We start from the raw sequence: 22,742 nt of genomic DNA, 5'->3' as shown, positions 1-22,742 counted from the left end.
CGCCGGCAGTGAGGCGATGAGCGGAATGAGCAGTTCGGTGCAGAATCAGAAGAATAACCGTCAGACCGGCGTCGATCCGGCCTCGGCCTACGATGTCATCATGGATGCCATCGTTACGCAGAAACTGGCGCCCAGCCAGAAAGTGTCGGAAAACATCCTGACCGAGATGTTCGATATCAGCCGCACAACGGCGCGGAATATCATGGAGCAGCTCACCGCCCAGCAATTCCTCGTATCGGTTTCGCCCCGGATCACGCGTGTGGCTCCGTTGACCCTGCTTGATGTGAAACAGAACTTCGCCATGCGAAAAATGCTCCAGCCGGAGATCTTCGCGATGGCTGCATCCCAGGTCGATGTCGACCAGGTCATCCGTATGAATGAGGAAACCGCGCACAAGGCCCCGGTGGATGATGACGAACAGGCGCTGCGTTTGCTCAAGGCCAACAAGCAGTTCAACGTCTTCATGGCACAGCAGGTGCGGTATCCGCTGCTGATCCACTGGATCCGCCAGCTGGAAGACACGACCATGCGTATCTACTGGCTGTATGTGAAACTGAACCGGACTTTGCCCTATACCTGGGAGCATCAGCGCGCGCTCGTCGAGGCCATCCGGCGCGATGCGTCGGACGATATCCGCGAACAGGTGCATCGCATCCTGTCCAGCTCGGAAGAGCGGTTGCTGGATGCGATCTTCATGCACGACCAGATGTACATGCAGGACCTCAAAGTCCCGGACTGACGCAGTCCGCGGTCGCGCTCAGGGTCTCGCTGTCTGGCGACTTTTCCCCGCTTTTCAGAGAGTTGCGGTGATTCCGTATACGTATGGAGTCCTGTCGATCGTGTGCGCCCGGAGGTTCCTGCGGCGTCAGGCAAATCCGTGTCTTCCCAACCCGGTTTCGCTGCGTTATGGTGAAATAAGGCTGCGATAAATACTCGCTCTGCAGCCATAACGGGGGACAGGGAGGAAGCTATGTCTAGCCATTTCAAAATCGCTCTGCTTGCGGGTGCCGCGCTGGCCGCGCCGGTGGCCGCACAACAGGGCGGTCAGGCCGGCAGCGAACCGGAGACCGTGGACGATGTGATCACGGTGACGTCGCGGTTCCGCGAAGAGTCGGTGCAGGATATCGGTGCGAGTATTGTGGGCGTCTCGGGGGAGGATATGCGCCTGCAGGGGATCCAGGACATCGAGGATCTCGCCCGCACGATTCCCGGCGTGGAGAATGTACGCACGCGCCAGAACTCGAACGACATAGCCATCCGCGGCGTTCGCAGTGCCGGCAGCGGCTATGAGACGAGCACGGTATTCAGCGTTTTCCTCGACGATGTGTCGGTGACGGGTTCGGGGAATATTCGCGACTTCAGCTCCGCCGACCTCAACCGCGTCGAGGTCATCCGCGGTCCGCAGCCGACCCTTTTCGGCGAAGGCGCTGTCGGCGGCGTGATCCGCTATTTCACCAATGATCCGGACCTCGACGGTCCTGCGATCACCGGACAGGCCAATGGCCGGCTCGAGACGATCACGGATGGCGGTCTGGCCTATACGGTGGACAATGCCACCTCCTTCATCTTCGTTCCGGGCAAGCTGGGTCTGCGGGTTTCCGGCTTCATGCGGGAAGACGACGGCTTCATCGACAATCCGAGCGAAGGTGAGGACGTCAATGACTTCGAGACTGTTGGCGGCCGGGCCGTGCTGCTTGCACGTCCGACCGTGAATCTCGAACTGCGGCTCTCCGCCTTCCTGTCGCGCGACGAACTCGGCGAGTCGACTCAGATCGATCCCGGTTCGGATCCGGAAGACCTGACTTTCGCCGCTTCGCCGCTCTCGGGCAGCTACACGGACGATTTCGACCTCTATTCCGGCCGCGTTTCCTATGACATGGACTGGATGCAGGTGACGTCGATCACCGGCTATTACGAGCGCCGCACCTCCTCGTCGCTGTTCAGTGCGGGCAATTCCTTCGGGCTCGCGCCCTTCTTCCCGACCGTTGACACAACGTCTTTCTCGACCGGTTCGGGTGAGTTCGAGCAATGGTCGCAGGAATTCCGCTTCGTGTCTTTCCTGGACGGTCCGCTCAACTTCACGGCGGGTGCCTATTATCGCGACCGTTCCGAGACCAGCGGCCAGTTCCTGACGTGCGAAGGCTGCGTCACCGTCACGATGCCGCAAAGCGAAAGCCTGGCGACCCGTCTTTCCGAGACCCAGACCGAACAGTATTCGGCCTTTGCCGAGTTCACCTTTGAAGTGACACCGAGCTTCCGCCTGATCGGGGGTGCACGTTACGTCAACGATACGGTGACGGCGACGTTGATGCAGGACGACGTGGTGAACCTCGTTCCGCAGTTCGATGGCAATGGCAATCTGATCCCTTGGACTGAAACCAATCCGATCGGCTTCGTCAGCACGCTGGCCGTGCTGCAGGGGGCCGGCGTCGGGACGGTGTTCAATTTCGAGCTTGAGGAAATCCTGCCGCGTGTCGGGGTCGAATACGAACTCAACGACGATGTGCTCCTCTATGCCAATGCCGCCCGCGGCGCCCGCAATGGCGGTATCGGCAATGCAATCGCGGCGCTGGGCGCGTCGGGCGGCGACCAGGATGTCTTCTTCGACAATCTGTCCTTCAACGACGACCAGGTCCTTTCCATCGACGCTGGCGTGAAGGCATCCTGGTTCGGTGGCGACCTGATCACCAATGTGGGTGTGTTCCGCACGACCTACGAGGATACGCAGATCTGGGTGAACACACCGGCCAACAACACGATCAACGGTCCTGACCAGACGATCTTCGGCATGGAAGTCGAGACGATGCTGCAGGTCAGCGAAAACCTCTCGACCTTCCTGAATGTGGCAGTGGTCGATGCCGAGTTCGAGACGGGTACCGTCATCACGGCCGCGCCGGGAGGTTCGGTCGGTCCCTTCGACCTGCGGGCGGGAAACCAGCCGGCGAACATCCCGGAATTCACCCTGTCGACGGGCTATACCTATACCCGTCCGCTGGGGTCGAATGGCTGGATGTTCACCTCGACCGGTTCCTTCCAGTACATCGGTGAGCGTTACTCCGACGTCCAGAACTACCCGTCGGCCCGGCTCGACACGCTTGAAAGCCTCAATCTGAGCGTCGAGCTGTCGAACGATGTCTGGTCGGTTGGCTTGTTCGGCACCAACCTGCTCAACGACATCGAAGCCGTCAGCATCGGCTCCAACCCGCTGCAGCAATTCATCACTGCGGACGGCGAGCTGGATGCGCCGGTCATCGGGACGAGCGTCAACCGGCCCCGGACTGTCGGGGTACGGGCCAGCTTCCGCTACTGATCGCGCGGACCGGCCTGCCCTGCAACGCGTTAGCGCCCTGCAGGGCAGGCCCCGCCCGGTGGCAGACGGCGGCAAACGGCCGCGCCTGCCCCGTCCGAAATCACGAACAGACCCAACCAGGAAGCGTGATGAACACGGTCTTCAGAACCTACCTATTGCCGGGACTCGTCTTTCAGTCCGTCATTATCGGTGGCGGCTACGGCACCGGGCGCGAGATTGCCGAATTCTTCCTGTCGCACGGGGCCGTCGGCGGATTGCTCGGCCTGATGACGACAGCTGCGGTCTGGGCCGTCCTTCTGGCACTAGGCTTCGAGTTCGCACGCCTTACAAAAGGCTATGACTACCGCACCTTCTTCCAGGCGCTTCTGGGGCCGTTCTGGCGGTTGTTCGAGATTCTGTACGTACTGATCGCGCTGCTCGTGCTGTCGGTGCTCGGTTCGGCAGCGGGTCACATGGTGGCGGAAGCCTTCGGCGTCCCCACCGTCATCGGCTCGCTCGGCCTGTTGCTGGCGATCGGCGCCCTGGCCTTCTTCGGCAGCAAGGCCATTGAACGCATCATGGCCTGGTGGTCGCTGCTGCTCTACGCGCTCTACGCCATCTTCTTCATCTATGTGTCCGTCACTTATGGCGACGCTATCGCGACCTCCCTGGGCGAGGGCGCCCGCACGGGCGGCTGGCTGCTCGATGGCGTGCGCTATGCGGCCTACAATCTCATCGCCTTCGCTGCTGTCCTGTTCGTTCTGCCGCAGTTGAAGACCCGCCGCGAAGCCCTCGTCTCCGGCGCACTTGCCGGTGCGATCAGCATCGTACCGGGCATACTGGTCTTCGTGGCCATGCTGGCCCGCTACCTGCAGATCCAGGAGGAGGCCGTTCCGGTCGTCTACCTGCTCCAGCTCCTCAATGCCGTCTGGCTGACCATCCTGTTCCAGATCGTCCTGTTCGGAACCTTCGTGGAGACCGGCGTCGGCATCATTCACGCCATCAATGAACGCATCGGCGCAGCGATGAAGTCGGCCGGGCGTGCCTTTTCCAGGCGGGCCCGTCTCGCTGTTGCCGTTGCGCTGCTCGCGACCGCGATCTTCCTCGCAGAAGCGATCGGGATCATCGATCTGATCGCCAGCGGCTACGGCCTCCTGTCCTACGCCTTCATCGCCATCGTCGTCCTGCCCCTGCTCACGATCGGCGTCTTCAAAATCGTGACCGCAACGCCCAGCCAATTGGAGGATCACCGTGTCTCTCGCCAGCAGAACTGAGGATACGCACGCCGAGTCATCGCAGGCCGACGGGCTTGCCGCGGTACAGTTGCGCGCGCCCTATCTCATCTATTTCGGCAATGTGCCGGATACCGGTCATGCCAAGACGGGCCTGGGCCTCATCCAGTGGCGGCGCGAGCAATGCGCCGGCCAGCTGCGGTCGCCGGGCTGCAAGGTCGATGGCGGTCTGACCGACATGTCGGTCGCCCAGGCGGCGCGTGCGGGCGTCGGCTCGATCGTCATCGGCGTTGCCTCGGAAGGCGGTTCCATCCCCGATGCCTGGGTTGGCGATCTGGCCGAGGCGGCCCGGGCGGGTCTGGACGTGGTGTCGGGCATGCATGTCCGGTTGTCCGACTTTCCAGAAATCGTCGCGGCCGCCCGGGCTTCCGGTGCGCGGTTGATCGATGTCCGCACCCCGCCGCGCCATCTGCCCATCGGCACCGGGCGCAAGCGCACCGGCCAGCGTCTTCTCACCGTGGGTACCGACTGCGCGGTCGGAAAGAAATACACCGCCCTGGCCATCGAGCAGGAAATGCGCGCCCGCGGCATCGACGCCGACTTCCGTGCGACGGGCCAGACCGGGATCATGATTGCCGGTCAGGGCATTCCGCTCGATTGCGTCGTGTCCGACTTCCTGTCCGGCGCCGCAGAGCTTCTTTCGCCCGATGCCGCTGACGATCACTGGGATATCATCGAAGGTCAGGGCGCCCTGTCGCACCCCAGTTTTGCGGGTGTCAGCCTGGGCCTGCTGCACGGGTCCCAGCCGGACGCCCTGGTGTTGTGCCATGACCCGTCGCGCGAATTCCTGCTGGGCACGAGCGCGCGCCGTGAATATCCGGTCCTGCCGGTGACCGAAAGCATCGCGCAGTGCCTGACCTTCGCGCGCCGCGTCAATCCGCAGGTCCGTTTCGTCGGACTGTCGGTCAACACCTCGATGCTGCCGGATCCGGACCGCCGCGTGCTGCTGGCCGATCTGGAACGCCAGACCGGTCTGCCGGCGATCGACCCGATCAGGGATGGCGCCGCCCGGATTGTCGATGTCCTCGTTGCGGGGGGCGCAGCATGACCGTGCGTCTTGGCGTTCACCGCGAAAGCTGGCCGATGAAGGCGCCCTTCGTCATCACCGGCCACGTCTTCGAAAGTCTTGAGTCCGTGGTGGTCACGCTGGAAAGCGACGGGGCAGAAGGGCGCGGCGAGGGTGTGCCGGTCTATTATCTCAAGGAAAGCGCGCCGGAGATGCTCGACCAGATCGAGGCGATCCGCCCGGAGATCGAGCGCGGTCTGACGCGCGAGGCCTTGCAGGAGGCGTTGCCGCCGGGCGGCGCGCGAAATGCCGTCGACTGCGCCATGTGGGACCTGGAAGCCAGCCGGTCGGGCAAGTCGATCTGGGATCTGACCGGCATTGCCCCGCAGGACCGCCGCACGGCCTACACGCTCGGGATCCAGGAAACGCCTGAACTGATGGCCCGGCAGGCCAAACAGGCCCTGGGCTATCCGCTGCTCAAGATCAAGCTGAACGATGTCGAGCCGGTCGAACGGGTCACCGCGATCCGCAAGGCCAGGCCGGACGCCGAACTGATCATCGATGCCAATCAGGGTTTCTCCATGGATCAGTTGCAGCAGGTCCTCGGGCCGTTTGCCGAACTGGGCGTGGCGATGGTCGAACAGCCGCTTCCGCGCGGCGCCGACGAGGCGCTGGAAGGCTTCCGCTCGCCGATCCCTCTGTGTGCCGACGAGAGCTGCCTGCATCGCGGTGAACTGCCGGCCGCACTCAAGCGCTATGACATGATCAACATCAAGCTCGACAAGACCGGCGGGCTGACCGAGGCGCTGGCGCTTGCCCGTGAGGCGCGCCGGGCCGGAAAGCGGCTGATGGTCGGCAATATGCTGGGCACATCGCTCTCCATGGCGCCGGCCTTCGTCATCGCGCAATTGTGCGACTTCGTCGATCTCGACGGCCCGTTGAACCTGAAGTCCGATCTGCCCGGCGGCATGCTCTATCGCAGCGGCTGTGTGGGCGCACCCCAGGCCGGGTTGTGGGGATGAGGTCCGGTGCGCAACATCGTCCCGGCGCGGCGCGTGCCGGATTGGCAAGGCCATGATCGCGCCGGACAACATATTCGGCCTGCTCGCGGCCCTTCTGGCGATCTGCGCCCTGGCAGCCGGTCTGGAGCAGACACGCTGGGGCAAACGCCTGTCCGGCGCCGGTATCATCCTCCTGACCGCGCTCGCGGCGGCCCAGTTCGGCGTGCTGCCGAGATCCGCGCCGCTTTATGGCGCGATCTGGACCTATCTTGTTCCGCTGGCGATCGCGCTGTTTCTGCTGAAGGCCGACCTGGTCAAGGTCTTCAGCGAGGGCGGCCGCGTGCTGGTAGCCTTCCTGGTCGGTATGGCCGGCACGGTGTTCGGGGCCTGGCTGGCGACGCTGCTGGTCGATCTCGGTGATAGCGAGGCTGCCATCGCGGCCGTGTTCACCGCCACCTATACCGGCGGTTCCCTGAACTTCGTTGCCGTGGCGGAAGCCGTGGGTTTCGACGACAGCTCCCAGCTCTCCGCCGCACTGGCGATAGACAATATTCTCGGCGTGGGCTTCATCATTCTGCTGAACCTTGCCGCCGGCTGGTCGCTGCTGCAGCGCCGCTATGGCTGGCGGATGGAGGCGGTTTTGCACGCCGGACCGCAGGATGCGGCCGGCGCCGGTTCCGGCGGCAGCCTGTTCGGGCTGACGCTTGCCCTGGCACTTGCCGCCGGAGCGGTTGCCGTCAGCGCCATCGTCGCCGACGCAGTGGGCATTCCCGACTACCGCCTGCTGGTCATCACCGTGCTGGTCACGGCGGTTGCGACCGCGGGCCGGCGCTACCTGTCCCGCCTCAGCGGCGAGGACATGCTGGCGATGATGTTCATGTATCTCTTCTTCGCCGTCATCGGCGCGGGGGCGGATGTCATGGAGATGCTGTCCGCAGCGCCCGGCATGTTCGTCATGGTCGGCTGTATCTTCGTGTCGCACCTGGTCTTCATGCTCGTCGCCGGGCACCTGCTCAGGCTGAACTATGCCGAGCTGGTCACGGCGTCGCTCGCCTGCATCGCCGGACCGCCGATCGCGGCGGCGATCGCGATCCTCTTCAAATGGCGGAACCTCGTCGCGCCGGGAATCCTCACCGGCATCCTCGGCTATGTGCTCGGAAATTTCGTCGGTATCGGGATTTTCGCCCTGCTGGGCGGCAGCACCCCGTGACCGCATTGTTTGTACCACAAGGATGGAGGCTGGCATGCCTTTGAAAACGCGAATGAAGTGGTTGGTGGGGGCACTGGGGGCGTTGAGCTTCGCCACCGCCTTTGCGCAGGACGAGACCGTTGATCCGGCCGCCGTGCCACCGCCGCAGGCTGCAGCGGTCGAAGCGGCGGAGACCGGACAGCCCAGCCTCACCCGGAGCGATGTCGATGCCTGGCTGGATGGCTTCATGCCCCATGCCATCGCAGAGGGCGATATTGTCGGCGCGCAGGTCACCGTGGTGCGCGACGGGGAAATCCTGACCAGCCGGGGTTTCGGCTATGCCGACCTGGCCGAGCTCCAGCCCGTCGACGGCTATGACACGATGTTCCGGCCGGGCTCGATCTCCAAGCTCTTCACCTGGATTGCCGTGATGCAGCAGGTCGAAGAGGGCCGCATCGACCTGGATGAGGACGTCAATACCTATCTCGATTTCGAGATCCCGCACACGTTCGGCGAACCGGTCACCATGCGCAATCTGATGACCCATACGCCAGGCTTCCAGGAGCGTTTCCGCAATCTGATCATCGGCGATCCGGAGCTGGCCCTGCCGCTGGAGGACTTCCTGAAGCAGGCGCCGCCGCCGGCGCAGATCTTCCCGCCGGGTGAAACGCCTGCCTATTCCAACTACGGCACTGCGCTGGCCGGCTATATCGTCCAGCGGCTCACGGGCGTGGCGTTCGAGGACTATGTCGCCGCGCGCATTTTCGAGCCGATGGGCATGCAGCGGGCGACTTTCCACCAGCCTCTGCCGGAGCAGTTCGAGTCCTACATGTCGAACGGCTATCTCAGTGCCGCCGACGGCGAGCCCCAGTATTACGAGATCGTCCCGATGGCGCCGGCCGGTTCTCTGGCGGCCAGCGGCGAGGCGATGGGGCGGTTCATGATCGGCCTGCTCGAGCGCAATCCGGACGTGCTTGCTCCGGCGACCTGGGAGCAGATGTACGAGACGGTGTACCAGCTCACCCCGCCGCTCAACGCCATGGCGCTGGGCTTCTGGGAGCTGGACAAGGGCAGCCTGCGCATTCGCGGCCATGGCGGCGATACCGGCTTCTTCCACTCCGATCTCAATGTGCTGATCGATGAGGGCGTGGGCATCTATGTCGTCGTGAACTCCTCCGGTGAGGGTGCCGGCACATTGCGTTTTTCGCTGACGTCGGCTTTTGCCGAACGCTACTTCCCCGAGACGGTCGAGCCTGTCGGCCCGCGTCTGGACACGGCCAGCGAGCACGGCGCGCTCGTGGTGGGCGAGTATGAGAGCTCGCGCACCGTGGTGACGAATTTCGCGGCGATCCTGCGCTTCCTCGGCCAGGAAAGCATCACCATGAATGCCGACGGCGACCTGGAATATGCGCTGTTCGGCAAGCCGGCGGTGTGGCGCGAGGTCGAGCCCTTCGTCTGGCGTCATGTCGACGGCTACGAGCGGATGGCTGCGGTTTTCGACGATGACGGTTCACTGGACTACGTCACCTTCGAACCGGTCTCGCCGATCATCCATCTGATCCCGGCGCCCTGGTATCGCGCAGGCTCGCTGGTCATGCCGCTCCTGTCACTGGCTCTGGGCGCCCTTCTGGTGACGCTGCTCCTGTGGCCGGTCCGGGCTGTCGTACGCTGGCGCTATGGGCAGGCGTTTGCGCTGAGCGGCCGGGAGGCGATGTCCTACCGGCTGGTGCGGATCGGCATTGCGCTGGTCTTCGTCTTCCTGATCGCCTGGGTGCTGCTCTTCCAGGCGCTGTTCACCGACCTGTCGGGACTGGGGTCCGGCTTCGGCACCCAGCTCTTCGTGACGATGGCGATGCAGCTCCTGCTCTATGCGGCCTTCGCAATGGCGCTGTGGAATGCCTTCACCGTCTGGCAGGGCCGGCAGAGCTGGTTCGCCAGATTGTGGAGCCTGGTGCTCGCCGTGGCGATCCTGATCGTGATCCTGTTTGCGGCCCTGAACGGACTGCTCAGCTGGGAAACGAACTTCTGACGCCACCCCTCCGACTGACGGGGTGCCGGGCGGCGTCAAACCGTTCGGCACCCGGGTCTTTTGGTGGCTCGAACCGTGTGCACACCTGCGCCATTGGTATGACATAGGGTCCATACAAGAGGGACATAACGTGCCCCTTGTGACCCCGTTTGTGCTCAGCCGCTGTGCGTTTTGCGGCGCCGGCTGAAGACGATCATGCCGATGCCTCCGGCCAGGACCAGGGCGATACCGGCCAGCCAGGGCCAGTAGAAGCTCAGCTGGCGGCGGATCGCGTTGCGGAAAATCTGCCGGTGCACGCTGTAGCCCTCGGGCATGGCCAGGACGCCGGCGGTCTCCGCCCACTCATTATACGACGCAATCATGCGGGCGAGGACAAGGGGCTCGTTATCCCCCAGATCGGTGGTCTCGCCGGGGTCGGTTTCGATGTCGAACAATTGCCACTCGCCACTGCCCCAGGGCGCCAGATTGCGCACGAGTTTCCAGCGGCCCTGCACGAAGGCGGCATTGCCGGAGACCTCGAACCCGATACTGCGTTCGGCGAAACCGGTGTCCGGCGCTCCGGCGAGAAGGCCGGCCAGCGAACGTCCGGTGAAGCGGGCCGGGCCGGTGTCGATCCCGGCGGCGTCGGCGAGCGTGGGCGCGATATCGGCGACGCTGGTCGCGGCGTCGACCCGCCCGCCCTGCGCAACGCCCGGTCCGGCCATCACCAGCGGTACGCGCAGCCCGCCCTCCGAGGCGTAGAATTTGAACAGGTTGAACGGCGATGCCGCGGCGAAGGCCCATTCCGGCCCGATAAAGGCCGTGGTGCCCGGCTCGCCCAGCGTTTCGACATCCCAGCTGATCCCGTTGCGGGCCATCCAGAAGCGGAAGCCCGGCTCGCCCACCGGATGGCTGGGTTCGGGACCGTTGTCGGAGGTGACAATGATCAGCGTATTGTCCAGCGCGCCGGTCGCGTCGAGATGATCGATCAGCCGGCCCAGATGGGCGTCCATCGCCTCCAGCATGCCGGCATTCACGGCCATGGAGCGGGTGTAGAGGGTACGCTGTTCTTCGGTGAGACTGTCCCAGGGGCGCAGCCTGTCCGGCGTTTCCGCAAGCGTCGTGTCCGGTGCAACGAAGCCGAGATCGATGGCGCGGTCCAGCCGGTCTTCGCGCAGCGCGTCCCAGCCGCCGGCGTAGGTGTCGACATAGGTGTCGGTATAGGCCGGATCGACCTGCAGCGGGATATGGATGGCCTGGAAGGCGACATAGGCGAAGAAGGGCCGGCCGTCCCGCTCCGGCGCGTCGAGATAGTCGATCATGCGGTCGACGATGAAGCGCGAGGAATAGAAGTCCTCCGGCAGTGTTGCCGGCTGCCCGTCCTCGAACCAGGGCGCGCCGCGATAGTACGGCATGTAGGATTTCTGTTCCCAGTTGTCGGCCCCGGAGGCGTCCAGCGCAAAGGAGCGTTCGAACCCCTGGGCGTCCGGCGTCTCGCCCGCGCCATGGCCCAGATGCCATTTGCCGGTCATTGCGGTGTAATAGCCGGCCTCCTGCAGGCTTTCCGCGATGGTGGCGACCGACGGATCCAGCGACAGGCGATAGCCCGGCGCGCCGCGATGTTCCGGCGGGATCACTTCGGGAATGGTGCCGACGCCGGCCCGGTGTGCGTCCAGACCGGTCAGCAGCATGGCGCGCGAGGGCGCGCAAAGCGGTGTCGAGCGGTGGGCGGTGAACAGCATGCCGCGCCGGGCGAGGGCGTCGATGGCCGGCGTGCGGGCCTCGCCGCCATAGGCGCCGAAATCCATGAAGGCCGCATCGTCCACCACCACGACCAGTATGTTCGGCCGCGTGTCCGTTTCCTGGGCGGGGGCCGTGCCGGTGCTTGCGGCAAGAAGGCCCAGAACGGCCAGGCCGGTGGTGAGGATGTGGCGGGTCATGATCAGTCGCTCTCCCAGACCTCGACATTGTCCTGCCGGGCAATGCGGCGGTCGATCTTCGCGTCGAACAGGGGCGTCAGCCCGGCGGCCCCGAACCAGTCGGCAGCGCGCCGGCGCGGCCCGTCGTCCAGGGCGGCCAGCGCGTCCTGCAGTCTTTGCAGCAGGTAGACGCGGTAGGGCGAGACGCCGGAGGTGAAGTCGATGCCGTAACAACGCGTCTGGGTGGTTCCGACGGCCCGCTTGTGCGGCTTGTCGAGCAGGCGCGTACCGGCGCCGCCGGTCTGTTCCGATGCCCAGCGGTTGAAGGCGTCGACCTGATCGGTGATCTCCGGCAGGAGCTCGCCGGCCAGAACCTGCGCGATCGCCAGCAGCGTGTCCGGCACCGCATCGTCCGGCAGGAAGCCGTGATGCGGATAGCCGGGATATTCCAGGATATCGAGATTGGGCGCGCCAACGCGCTCGGTCCATCGGAACACGCGGGGTGCGCGCTGCTTCATCTCGAAGGCGGGCACCGGATCGCGGCCGAGATGGGCAAACAGCGGACCGTAAAGCCCGTAATCGCCCAGGCTTGGCCAGGCGCCGAACAGGCAGGGATGGTGCGCCAGATGGGCCTGGAAGGCGTCGAGCAGCCGGTGATAGCTGGCCTCGATATGCGGAATAGTGCCGGGATTGACGCCGAGAATGCCGAGATAGCCCGACAGCTTGCCCATCATGGGGCGGGCGAGGGCATCGGCCTCTTCGGCGGGGCTTTCCGGTGCGATGCCATGGATGAAGCCGGCGGCGATGAACGGGTCCTGCCGGTCCAGATAGCTCCAGCGGTAATGCATCGCCATGCGGATCAGGCCTTCGCTGCCCGCCAGGTTGAAAAAGTGCGACAGCACTTGCTGGACCGGTCCGGGCGGATGGCAGCTCAGGCGCGGCGCCGCGTGGGTTTCCAGCCAGCCGATAATGTCGTCGGAATCCTGGATGATCGTGCCGTCCGGGGTTTCCAGCACCGGCAGGACGAAACGCCCGATCGCCGGGAAGATGCGCTCGCCATAGCCCGGATGCGCGCTGGAATACTCCTCGAAGGCAATGCCCTGCTTGCGCAGATAGGCGCGGGCCTTGCCGGAAAAATACGAGGCCGGCACGCCGTAGAGGGTGAGGGGCGCACTCATCTTACCCCGCCCTCGTCCTCGACCGGAGGAATGCGGTCCAGCGTGTCCAGGATGGCGCAGGCCGACACCTCCATCACCCGCGCAGCCCCGGCCCGGGTGAGATCCAGATCGAAGCGCAGGCGGCGCCAGTAGCCGAAGCCGGTGACGGCGGTCAGCGCGTCGAAGAGCTCGGCGGACAGTGCGCCGTCCGGATTGATGGCGATCTCCAGGCGCTCGCGCTCCTTGGCGATCAGGAAGTGGTAGTCGTCCTCGAAAGTCTCGTAGCGGTCGCGGTAGTTTTCGGCGGCCAGGCGATAGGGCTCCATCTCGCCGAACATCGCCACGCGGTTGGCCACGAGGCGTTTCAGGCGCTCCATCCGGTCGGCCGTGTTGAGATCCAGCACGGCGCGCGGCAGGAATTCGGCGCGCACGGCCGCGGACAATTCCTGGTAGAGCGCCTCCATGTCCTCGAAACAGCGGAAAACGGTGCGCACGCTGACGCCGGCGCGTTCGGCGACGGACTGGGCGCCGGGCTCGTTCACCCCTTCGCGGACGAATTCGAGGAAGGCGCGCGTGATCTTCTCGCGGCTGGCATTGCGCCGGGCATGACGTCCATCGGTGGGAACCGGCCGGCTCATGCGGCCGCTCCGGCCGGGCGCAGCCACAGGCGGGCGGGCATCATCAAGGCAAAGAGGAGAAGGCCCGGCACGAGGGCGGAGGCGTGTGCCATGGCGCCGTCATCCAGCACCAGTCCGACCAGGCGTCCCACGATCACGAGGCCGGCCCAGGCGAGCGGAATGTCCAGACGCCGGCCGTCGCCCGCCAGCGCGGCGCGCAGGGCAAGAAGCCCGATCAGGCCGAGCGAGGCGGCGACATCGCCGCGCATGAAGTTGAGGCCCAGCGCCTCGGGGCTTTCCAGCCCGACATGGGGCATCAGCCGCATCGGCACCAGCAGGGCCAGAAGGCCCAGAAAGACAAGGCCGGCGCCGGCCAGGCCGGTCGTCGCACGAAGGATGGGTTGCAGCATGCCAGGCGTCTCCTGCTCGAACGCAAACAATTGACACGCACAATGCCACAATCTAGCGTCACGTCAAATCGCCTGCAGGGGCGGGACAGAAATGCCGGGGAGGACCGCGATGATCGATCTCTATACAGCGCCGACGCCGAATGGCTGGAAAGTGTCGGTCATGCTCGAGGAGACGGGGCTTCCCTACGAGGTGCACCCGGTCGACCTGATGAAGGGCCAGCAGAAGACCCCCGAATTCCTCGCCCTCAATCCGAACGGCCGCATCCCGGTCATCGTCGATCGCGAGGCCGATCTGACGATCTTCGAATCCGGCGCCATCCTGATCTATCTGGCGGAGAAATCCGGCCGCTTCATGCCGTCGGACACGAAACAGCGCATGGCCGTGCTGCAATGGCTGATGTTCCAGATGGGCGGGCTGGGCCCGATGATGGGCCAGGCCAATGTCTTCTATCGCTACATGCCGGAGAAGATCGAAACTGCCATCCAGCGCTATCAGGCCGAGACGGCGCGCCTCTTTGGTGTGCTCGACGGTCAGCTGGCGCAGAATGAGTTCCTGGCCGGGGACTACTCGATCGCCGATATCGCCAACTGGTGCTGGGCGCGCACGGCCTTCTGGTCCGGTGTCGACCGCGAGCCCTTCCCCCATCTCAATCGCTGGATCGCGCAGATCGAGGACCGGCCCGCCGCACAGGCAGGTGTCAAGGTGCCGGTCGATATTTCCGAACTGCTGGGCGGCAGCGAGGCGAAGAACAAGGCCGAGACCTTCGTGCGCGGTGCGCGCACCATCGTGACAACGGGCAAGGACGACTGAGATGCGCTGGCTCTTCATTCTCGGCGGGATCGCCGTTCTTATGGCTGGCGCGCTGGCGCTGGCCTGGCCCCACCGGATCGCCCTGCCCGGCATGCTCGACCGCTGGCGCGACCCGATCGGCGAGACGCAACAGGTGGTCTGGGATCAGGGGCCGCAGACGGCCGATACCGCCCCGGGCGAGCGGTCGCCGAATGTCATCGTCATCCTGGTCGACGATCTGGGCATCAACGACATCACCACATTCGGCGGCGGGCTGGCGGCCGGCGATGTGCCGACCCCGAATATCGACGCCATCGCCGCCAATGGTGCGGTCTTCGTCAACGGCTATGCCGGCAATGCCACCTGTGCGCCCTCGCGCGCGGCGATCATGACCGGCCGTTATGCCACGCGGTTCGGCTTTGAATTCACACCGGCGCCGGTCGCCTTCCACCGCCTGGTCGGCTCGTTCGACTATGGCTCGCGCGAGGCGATCTTCCATGAGGACCGGGTCGCCGAGGCGATCCCGACCGACCAGCAGGGCCTGCCGCCGGAAGAGATCACCATGGCGGAAATCCTGCGCGACAGCGGTTATCGGACCCTGTTCATCGGCAAGTGGCATCTGGGCGCCGCGGAACCTTTCCAGCCCCAGAACCAGGGCTTTGACGAATGGGTCGGCTTCTATCCCGGCGCGGCGCTCTTTTTACCGCCGGACCATCCCGATGCGGTCAATCTGCGCCAGGATTTCGATCCGATCGATCCCTTCCTGTGGGCCAATCTGAACTATGCCGTGCGCTGGAACGGCTCGCAGCGCTTTGCGCCGGACGGCTACATGACCGACTATTTTGCCGATCAGGCGGTCAGCGCCATCCAGGCCAACCGCAACCGGCCCTTCTTCCTCTATCTCGCCCTCAACGCCCCGCACACGCCGCTGCAGGCGCTGCGTTCGGACGTCGAGGCGCTGGGCCATATCGAGGATGAGCGGCTGCGGATCTATGCAGCGATGATCCGGGCGGTCGACCGGGCCGTGGGCCGGGTGCGCGAGACCCTGGCGGAGGAGGGCCTGGCGGAGAACACGATCATCGTCTTCTCCTCCGACAATGGCGCGCCGGGCTATATCGGCTTTGCCGATCTCAACGCCCCCTATCGCGGCTGGAAGGCGACCTTCTTCGAGGGCGGTATCCGGGTGCCCATGCTGGTGGAATGGCCCGCGCGGGTGACGCCGGGTACCGTCATCGAGGCGCCCGCTGCCCATGTCGATCTCTTCACCACGGCGGCGCGTGCCGCCGGGGCCGACCTGCCGGGCGACCGGACCATTGACGGGATCGATCTCATCGATGTCGCCACGGGCGGTCCGGCGCCCGAGCGGGCCCTGTTCTGGCGGTCCGGCCATTATCGCGTACTGCTGCACGAGGGCTGGAAGCTGCAGGTCTCCGAGCATCCGCAGCGCACCTGGCTGTTCAACCTGGCCGAAGACCCGACCGAGCAGACCGATCTGGCTGACGCCGAGCCGGCGCGCCTGGCCGCGATGATGGCACGGCTGGAGGCGCTGGACGCAGAACAGGCCGAGCCGATCTGGCCCAGCCTCGTCGAGCCGCCCGTCTTCATCGACCGGCACCTCCTGGAGCCGCGCACGGCGGACGACGAATACGTCCACTGGCCCAATTGAGGATCACCATGCGTAACGGGCTCAAACGTCTCGTCTATCGCCGGATCACCAGCCTGAAGCGGCGCGATGCGGCCCGCCGGTCGGCACAGCGCAAACGGGAGGCGCGGGGGGAAGGGCGGCAATTCCTCTACTTCCACCGCTTCGGCGATCCGGCCAGCGTGCTGATGCCGGGCCTCGTGCGCGCGCTCGCCGAACGTTTCGATGCGGATGTCGTCTGCCATCTCGTGGGCCTGCCGGAAGCGGCTGTGGCGCCGGAACCGGACCAGCTCGACGCCTTCGCCCTCGCCGACAGTGCCCGGCTCGCGCAGCGTCTGGGGCTGGACGTGCCGGATCTCACCAATCCGCCGTCTGCAGACCGGATCGCGGCAGCCGAAGCGGCGGCGGCCGAACGTCTGGGTGCTCCCGATGCGCTGGAGCGCATTGCCGCCATCGATACGGCCCTGTGGAACGGCGGGGATCTGCCGCCGGGCGGGGGCAGGGCCGCGGCGGCCCGTCAGGCGGGCGAAGCCCTGCGCGACCGGCTGGGGCATTTCCAGTCGGCGACGCTCTGGTATGAGGGCGAATGGTACTGGGCGGCCGACCGGCTGCACCATCTCGAGGCGCGGCTGATCTGCGAGGCGGGCGATGCGGGCCTCACGCCGCAAATCCCCGTGCTGCACGAGAGCGGCCGCACGGGCGATTGCGGGGGTGCGCGGCTGACCTTCTACCCCTCCCTGCGCAGCCCCTACACCTATCTCGCTGCCGAACGCGTGTTTGCATTGGCGCGGCGCTGGAATGTCGAGGTCGATATCCATTTCGTCCTGCCCATGGTGATGCGCAGCCTGCCGGTGCCGCGCCGCAAGGGCGTCTATTTCCTCAAGGATTGCGCCCGCGAGGCGCAGCGGCTCGGCCTGCCCTTCGGCGATATCTCCGATCCGCTGGGGCGGCCGACCGAGCGCGGTCTGGCCGTGCTGCATCGCGCGATCGGGCAGGGCAAGGGCGAGGCCTTCCTGCTGAGCTTCCTGCGCGGGGCCTGGTCGGAAGGCATTGATGGCGGCAGCGATCGCGGCCTGCGGATCATGGCCGAGCGTGCCGGGCTGGACCGCGCCGATGTCGATGCCGCCCTGGCGGACGAGAGCTGGCGGGCGGTGGCCGAACGGCATCGCACCGAACTCGCCGGGCTCGGCCTGTGGGGCGTGCCCAGTTACCGGGCCGGCGATTGCGCTGTCTGGGGGCAGGACCGGCTCTGGGTCGTCGAGGACGCCCTTCAACACATGGCGGAGCACAGCACATGAAACGTCTGATCCTTATTGCGGCGGTGGTTCTGGGTGTGCTGGCGCTGCTGGCCGTGTCGGCCAGGGCCTTCCTGCCCGGCCTGGGTGAGCGCGCCTTCGCCCGGCAAGTCTCCGAACGCGTGGGCCGCGACCGGCTGGGCGAACTGCCCGACGGGCTGCACGTGATGTTCTGCGGCACCGGCTCGCCACTGCCCGATCCGACGCGGGCCCAGGCCTGTGTTGCCGTGATCGCGGGCGAGCGGATCTTCGTGGTCGACAGCGGGTCGGGATCGGTGGCGAACCTGCTCCTGTCCGGCCTGCCGGCCGGCGCGATCGAGGCGGCCTTCCTGACGCATTTCCACTCCGACCATGTCAGCGATCTGGGCGATCTGGGCCTGCAGCGCTGGATCGGCCGGGCCGCCGAAGCGCCGCTGCCGGTATACGGTCCGCCGGGGGTCGAGGGCGTGGTCGACGGGTTCAACGCCGCCTATGCGCTCGACAGCTCCTATCGCACCGGCCATCACGGCGCCGCCATCGCGCCGCCCGCCGGACGCGGACTGGCGGCCTCGGTCTTCGAACCCGGCGACGGCACCGCGCCTGTCACGGTCTATGAGGATGATGGTCTGGCCGTGCGTGCGGTGCGGGTCGATCATGCGCCGGCGGATCCGGCCGTGGCCTACCGGTTCGACCATGCCGGCCGTTCGCTGGTGATCAGCGGCGATCTGCATGCCGGGCGATCGCCGGGCTTTGCGGTCCTGTCAGAGGGCGCCGACGTGCTGATCGTCGAGGCGCTGGAACCGCGCATGGTCGCCCCGATCACGCAGGCCGCATCGGATCGCGGTCTGGCCAGTCTGGCGACGATCACGGTGGATATTCTCGATTATCACACCACGCCGGCCGGCGCCGCCGAGGCCGCGACCGCCAGCGGCACGCGCGCCCTCGTGCTGACCCATGTCGTGCCGCCGGTGCCGTCGCGGCTGATGGAGCCGGCTTTCCTGCGCGAGGCGCGGGCGCGGTTTGACGGGCCGGTGCGCCTGGCCCGCGACGGCGATGTGATCCGGCTGCCGGCCGGGTCGGATGCCGTGGAGTTCGCGCATTGGCGATGATCTCCCGCCTGCCGCCAGTCCTGGGCCTGGCCTGTGTGTTGGCTTGTGTGCTGGCGGGATGCGGCGCGGGTGGCTCCTCCGCGCCCGCGCCGCACGCCGAAGCCTGTCGCCCGGTGACACCGGGCGAGCGCGTCGCCATTCCGGCCGGGGCGTATGTGATCGGCGGGCCGGTGCGCAATCCGGAGGAACGGCCCGAGCGGACCGTCACCACGCCCGGTTTCGATATCGACGCGCACGAGGTCACCAATGCCCAGTTCGCGGCTTTCGTGGCGGCAACGGGCTATGTCACGATTGCCGAGCGCCAGCCCGACCCGGCCGACTATCCCGATATCGATCCGGCCCTGCTGGAGCCGGGTTCGGCCGTGTTCGGTGTCGATGCCGGGACGGGATACTGGTGGCGCTTCGTGCCGGGGGCGAGCTGGCGTCATCCGGAGGGACCGGGCAGCGATATCGAGGGCCGTGGGAGCTATCCGGTGGTCCATGTCGCCTATGCCGATGCGCGCGCCTATGCCGACTGGGCCGGTACCGACCTGCCGGACGAGGATGAGTGGGAGATCGCGGCGCGCGGCGGCGGTCACGGTACCGATTATGCCTGGGGCGAGGAATTCCGGCCCGGCGGGGACTGGCGCGCCAACACCTGGCAGGGCGTCTTCCCGGTCATCGATCGCGGCGATGACGGGTTCGCCGGACTGTCGCCGGTCGCCTGCTATGAGGCCAATCCGTTCGGCGCCTTCGACATGATCGGCAATGTCTGGGAGTGGACGGCGAGCCCTTTCGACGCAAGCGGCGCGGCGGGCACGATCCGCGGCGGTTCCTATCTGTGCGCCCCGGACTTCTGTGCCCGCTTCCGCCCGGCCGCGCGCCAGCCCCAGGAATGGGACTTTTCCGCCAGCCATATCGGCTTCCGCACGGTCACGCGGGAGCCCGCGCAGGATTAGCTGCGGCCTCGATACCCGTTCGTCCCGAAAAAAAAGCCCCTGCCGCGGAGGGTGCGGCAGGGGCCTTCCGTGGCCGTTGTGACGGCCGTGGGGGTCAGTAGACGCCGTCGGCGCTGTCGCCGGCATCGCCAGCTGTGTCCTCGGGCAGGATCTGCACACGCACGGCATTGCCCTCGGCAAAGACCTGCCGGGCGAGTTCCTGCACGTCCTCCAGGGTCACCGCCTCATAGCCGGAGGCCCGTGTGCGGTGATCGTCGAGGCCCCAGCCGCCGGACTGGGCGTCGGACAGGACATAGTCCCAATAGCCATTGCTCTGGGTGGAGGATTCCAGATCGCCCACGATCGGCCGGAGCGCCCGCTGGAATTCGTCCTCGCCGATGCTGCCGGTGCGGAGCTCCGAAGCTACCATGTCGACCTGTTCGAGCACGCCGGGCACGCCTTCGGGCTCGAGTTCCAGGTGGACAAAGATGTAGCCATAGCCCGGGAATTCCGGATCGGAATACATGCCGACACCCGGCGAGTAGGCCGCGCCGGTGCGCTCGCGGATCTCGTCGACCATGCGGTTGCGGACCAGCCCGCGCAGGACACGCATCGCGCGGCCCGTCTGGAGATCCGTTCCGTCCGGCGTGGGCCAGTAGACCCGCAGCAGGGCCTGGTCGGCTTCACCGGTATGGGTGAAGGTGACCGGGGTTTCATTGCCGTCCGGGAAGACCAGCGCCGTCTGCTCGGGGTAGCTTCCGCGTGCTTCAGGGCGGGTGTTGACCGCACCGAAGGTGCGCGCGACCTCGGCGATCACGGCATCGGGATCGACATCACCGATCACGGTCAGTTCGATGGCGCCCCGGGTCAGCTGCTCTTCGAGCCAGGCGGCCGCTTCGGCGTGGTCGGCATCGAGGAAGTTGTCCAGATCGTCGAAGCCGAAACGCCGGTCGCCGGACCGGATCAGGCGCGGGATCTCGCGGTTCGCCACACCCATCGGCGTGGAGTCGTGGGTCGGATACCAGGTGCTCAGCCGGTCCTTGTAGCGCTCGCCGGCATCTTCGCGCATGCCCGGCGCCGTAGTGTAGGCGGTGAGCAGGTTGAGCAGGTCGGGCATGCGGTCGACCGGCGCCGTGCCGGACAGGCGGATGCTCGAACTGTCTTCGGCAAAGAAGAGGCGCGACCCGATGCCGGACCCGGCAAGGATGCGGTCGAGTTCGAGGCTGGTATGGGCCTCCAGACCGCCGCTGTTGAGCAGGTTCAGTGCCAGCCGGCGCAGGCCCTCGTCACGGCGCGGCAGCGACAGGGCACCGTCGCCGACGCGGGCGACGATCTGCACCTCGCCCTCGGTGAAGTCGGTGCGCTTGATGTTGAGATGCACATTATTGGCAAAGCGCACGAGGCGGGCGTCCTCCTCGTCCAGCGTGACATCGGACACGACCGTGCCCGGCTCGCCGAAATCGGTATAGGCAAACTCCAGATCGCCATCATCCTCGGGCGCCTCCACGGCGACCGCGCGGCTTTCCGCCAGTATGTTCGCGACCTGCGTCTCCAGATCCTCCACTTCCTGCGTCGTGGAGAGGAAGACCAGCGGGTTCTCGTAGCCGGTCCAGTTGGCCCGGAAGGCTTCGGTCACCTCCTCGGCAGTGACATCCTGCGAGGCCGTTTCGAACCAGGCGAGCTGGTCGGCCGGGTGCATCATCACCCGGTCGCTGTCATAGGCCTGGATGATCTCGCGCGTCAGGCCGCCGAACCGCGAATGGGTCTCGGCGGAATCGGCGGCATCGGCCTCGCTCTCATAGTGGGCGCGCAGTTCGACAAGTTCGCGCTCGAGTTCCGCCTCGCTGAAACCGTGCTCCAGGGCACGGCGCAGCTCCTGTTCGGCGATGGCGAGGTTGGCCGGCCAGTTCTCCTGGTGCCCGCCGATCTCGATCGTGGCGGTCTCGACCGAACCCTGCAGCTTGCCGGAACGCACGAAGCCGCGCTGTACGGTGGCATCCGGCTCGTGCGAGAGCACGCGGAAGCGGCGCGACAGGATGCGGTTGCCGAGCTGTTCGACGAGGGTCTGGCGGCGCGTGGCGGCATTGTCCGGCTCGTCGGCATAGGGGTGCTGGACCGCGATCGAGACCGACGGCATGACGTCGGGATCGGCGAACTGCGCCACGGCGCCGGGCGTCATTGTCGACGGTCCGGATGTGCGCACGATCGGGCCGGGTTCGCGCGGGCTTTCCCAGTCGCCGAACCATTGCTCGACATAGGCCTGTGCCCGCTCGACCGGCAGGTCGCCGACGATCACCACGAAGGCGCGCTCCGGGTGGTAGTGCGTGTGGTAGAAGCCGCGGATCTGTTCCGAGGTCAGGCCGGAGACGGAGTCATGCGTGCCGATCGGCATGCTTTCCACCAGCCCGCTCTGCGGCGTCAGGAAGGCCCAGTTGGCCAGGATCTCGCGATACTGGAGCGTGTTGCGGCTGCGCATTTCCGACAGGATGATGCCGCGTTCGCGGTCGATCGCCTCATCCGCCAGCGTCAGGTATTCGGCCGTCTCGCGCATCAGCATCATGGCGACGTCGAACGTGTCTTCGTCGGTATTGGGCAGGTTCAGCTTGTAGACGGTCTCGTCGAAGCTGGTATGGGCATTGGTGTCGCCGCCGAAGGACAGGCCGTGACGCTCGAGGGTGCGCACCATCTCGCCTTCCTCGAAATTCTCCGACCCGTTGAAGGCCATGTGTTCGAGATAGTGGGCGATACCGCCCTCGCCCTCGGCTTCGGCCAGTGAACCGGCGGCGATGCGCAGGCGGATCGAGGCCGTGCCGGACGGGCTGTCATTCTGCATCACGGCATAGCGCACGCCATTGTCCAGCTCGCCATAATGAATGCGCGGATCGTGCGGCAGGTCGCTGCCGATATGGGCGAAGCCCGGGCGTTCGGCGGAGGCATCCTGTGCGAGGGCAGGCGCGGTCAGCATCGTCGTCGCCGCGAGCAGGGCGGCGAGGGATCGTGAAGGCGACATCGGGACTCCTTGGGTACAAGCGTCGTTTCAGTATGGATGCCCACCAAGACGCTGCATCGCGTACTTCCCTCCACAAAATCTTCATCGACACTGCGCCCGGTGCAAAAAGCCT

The 22,742-nt window shown here is 66.1% G+C and carries 17 protein-coding genes; 12 read left to right on the top strand and 5 right to left on the bottom strand.

Annotated features, from left to right (window positions below; translation table 11 throughout):
- Positions 1-37: 37 nt before the first annotated feature.
- From PKE71_RS14040 to PKE71_RS14010, 7 genes are all read left to right on the top strand, one after another.
- Positions 38-739 (top strand): GntR family transcriptional regulator, encoded by a 702-nt coding sequence (locus PKE71_RS14040; RefSeq protein WP_271187620.1) that lies wholly within the window; start codon positions 38-40, stop codon positions 737-739.
- 231 nt (positions 740-970) lie between these two features.
- Positions 971-3,310, top strand: a complete 2,340-nt coding sequence (locus PKE71_RS14035; protein ID WP_271187619.1) for a TonB-dependent receptor — start codon at positions 971-973, stop codon at positions 3,308-3,310.
- A gap of 128 nt (positions 3,311-3,438) precedes the next feature.
- Entirely contained in the window at positions 3,439-4,563 is a 1,125-nt protein-coding gene (locus PKE71_RS14030) for a YkvI family membrane protein (protein ID WP_271187618.1), read from the top strand.
- Complete coding sequence (locus PKE71_RS14025) at positions 4,541-5,629, top strand: DUF1611 domain-containing protein (protein ID WP_271187617.1); 1,089 nt, start codon at positions 4,541-4,543, stop codon at positions 5,627-5,629. The genes PKE71_RS14030 and PKE71_RS14025 overlap by 23 nt, the downstream gene beginning before the upstream one ends.
- Positions 5,626-6,609 carry an N-acetyl-D-Glu racemase DgcA gene (gene dgcA / locus PKE71_RS14020; RefSeq protein WP_271187616.1) on the top strand — a complete coding sequence of 328 codons (984 nt, stop codon included), beginning with the start codon at positions 5,626-5,628 and terminating at the stop codon, positions 6,607-6,609. The genes PKE71_RS14025 and dgcA overlap by 4 nt, the downstream gene beginning before the upstream one ends.
- A 52-nt stretch (positions 6,610-6,661) precedes the next feature.
- Entirely contained in the window at positions 6,662-7,798 is a 1,137-nt protein-coding gene (locus tag PKE71_RS14015) for a DUF819 family protein (protein ID WP_271187615.1), read from the top strand.
- 52 nt (positions 7,799-7,850) lie between these two features.
- Positions 7,851-9,806, top strand: coding sequence for a serine hydrolase domain-containing protein (locus PKE71_RS14010; RefSeq protein ID WP_271187614.1), 1,956 nt, complete (start codon positions 7,851-7,853; stop codon positions 9,804-9,806).
- A 155-nt stretch (positions 9,807-9,961) separates the two neighbouring features.
- Here the strand turns inward: PKE71_RS14010 and PKE71_RS14005 are convergent, their stop codons facing one another.
- Genes PKE71_RS14005 through PKE71_RS13990 form a run of 4 tightly spaced genes read right to left on the bottom strand, consistent with a single transcriptional unit; the run spans position 9,962 to position 13,888 of the window.
- Positions 9,962-11,725, bottom strand: a complete 1,764-nt coding sequence (locus PKE71_RS14005) for an arylsulfatase (RefSeq protein ID WP_271187613.1) — start codon at positions 11,723-11,725, stop codon at positions 9,962-9,964.
- Positions 11,726-11,727: 2 nt separating this feature from the next.
- Positions 11,728-12,882, bottom strand: a complete 1,155-nt coding sequence (locus tag PKE71_RS14000; RefSeq protein ID WP_271187612.1) for a glutathione S-transferase family protein — start codon at positions 12,880-12,882, stop codon at positions 11,728-11,730.
- Entirely contained in the window at positions 12,879-13,499 is a 621-nt protein-coding gene (locus tag PKE71_RS13995) for a TetR/AcrR family transcriptional regulator (protein WP_271187611.1), read from the bottom strand. The genes PKE71_RS14000 and PKE71_RS13995 overlap by 4 nt, the downstream gene beginning before the upstream one ends.
- Entirely contained in the window at positions 13,496-13,888 is a 393-nt protein-coding gene (locus tag PKE71_RS13990) for a hypothetical protein (RefSeq protein WP_271187610.1), read from the bottom strand. Before PKE71_RS13990 ends, PKE71_RS13995 begins: the two co-directional genes overlap by 4 nt.
- Before the next feature lie 109 nt (positions 13,889-13,997).
- Between PKE71_RS13990 and PKE71_RS13985 the strand changes: the two genes are divergently transcribed.
- The 5 genes from PKE71_RS13985 to PKE71_RS13965 are packed head-to-tail and all read left to right on the top strand — an operon-like array spanning position 13,998 to position 19,641.
- Positions 13,998-14,699 carry a glutathione S-transferase family protein gene (locus tag PKE71_RS13985; protein ID WP_271187609.1) on the top strand — a complete coding sequence of 234 codons (702 nt, stop codon included), beginning with the start codon at positions 13,998-14,000 and terminating at the stop codon, positions 14,697-14,699.
- Position 14,700: 1 nt separating this feature from the next.
- Positions 14,701-16,344 carry a sulfatase-like hydrolase/transferase gene (locus PKE71_RS13980; protein ID WP_271187608.1) on the top strand — a complete coding sequence of 548 codons (1,644 nt, stop codon included), beginning with the start codon at positions 14,701-14,703 and terminating at the stop codon, positions 16,342-16,344.
- Positions 16,345-16,352: 8 nt separating this feature from the next.
- Complete coding sequence (locus tag PKE71_RS13975) at positions 16,353-17,618, top strand: DsbA family protein (RefSeq protein WP_271187607.1); 1,266 nt, start codon at positions 16,353-16,355, stop codon at positions 17,616-17,618.
- Positions 17,615-18,703: an MBL fold metallo-hydrolase gene (locus PKE71_RS13970; RefSeq protein ID WP_271187606.1), complete on the top strand. Its 1,089-nt coding sequence runs from the start codon at positions 17,615-17,617 to the stop codon at positions 18,701-18,703. The genes PKE71_RS13975 and PKE71_RS13970 overlap by 4 nt, the downstream gene beginning before the upstream one ends.
- The gene (locus PKE71_RS13965; RefSeq protein WP_271187673.1) at positions 18,700-19,641 is read left to right on the top strand and encodes an SUMF1/EgtB/PvdO family nonheme iron enzyme; all 942 of its coding nucleotides are present in this window, start codon (positions 18,700-18,702) and stop codon (positions 19,639-19,641) included. The genes PKE71_RS13970 and PKE71_RS13965 overlap by 4 nt, the downstream gene beginning before the upstream one ends.
- 94 nt (positions 19,642-19,735) lie before the next feature.
- Here PKE71_RS13965 and PKE71_RS13960 read toward each other — a convergent pair whose 3' ends face one another.
- Entirely contained in the window at positions 19,736-22,630 is a 2,895-nt protein-coding gene (locus tag PKE71_RS13960; RefSeq protein ID WP_271187605.1) for a M16 family metallopeptidase, read from the bottom strand.
- Positions 22,631-22,742 lie beyond the last annotated feature (112 nt).

This window comes from Maricaulis virginensis (assembly GCF_027922185.1).
Classification (GTDB): domain Bacteria; phylum Pseudomonadota; class Alphaproteobacteria; order Caulobacterales; family Maricaulaceae; genus Maricaulis; species Maricaulis virginensis.
Note: the sequence above shows the minus strand (reverse complement) of the source record. Positions and strands in the feature narration are given on the sequence as shown.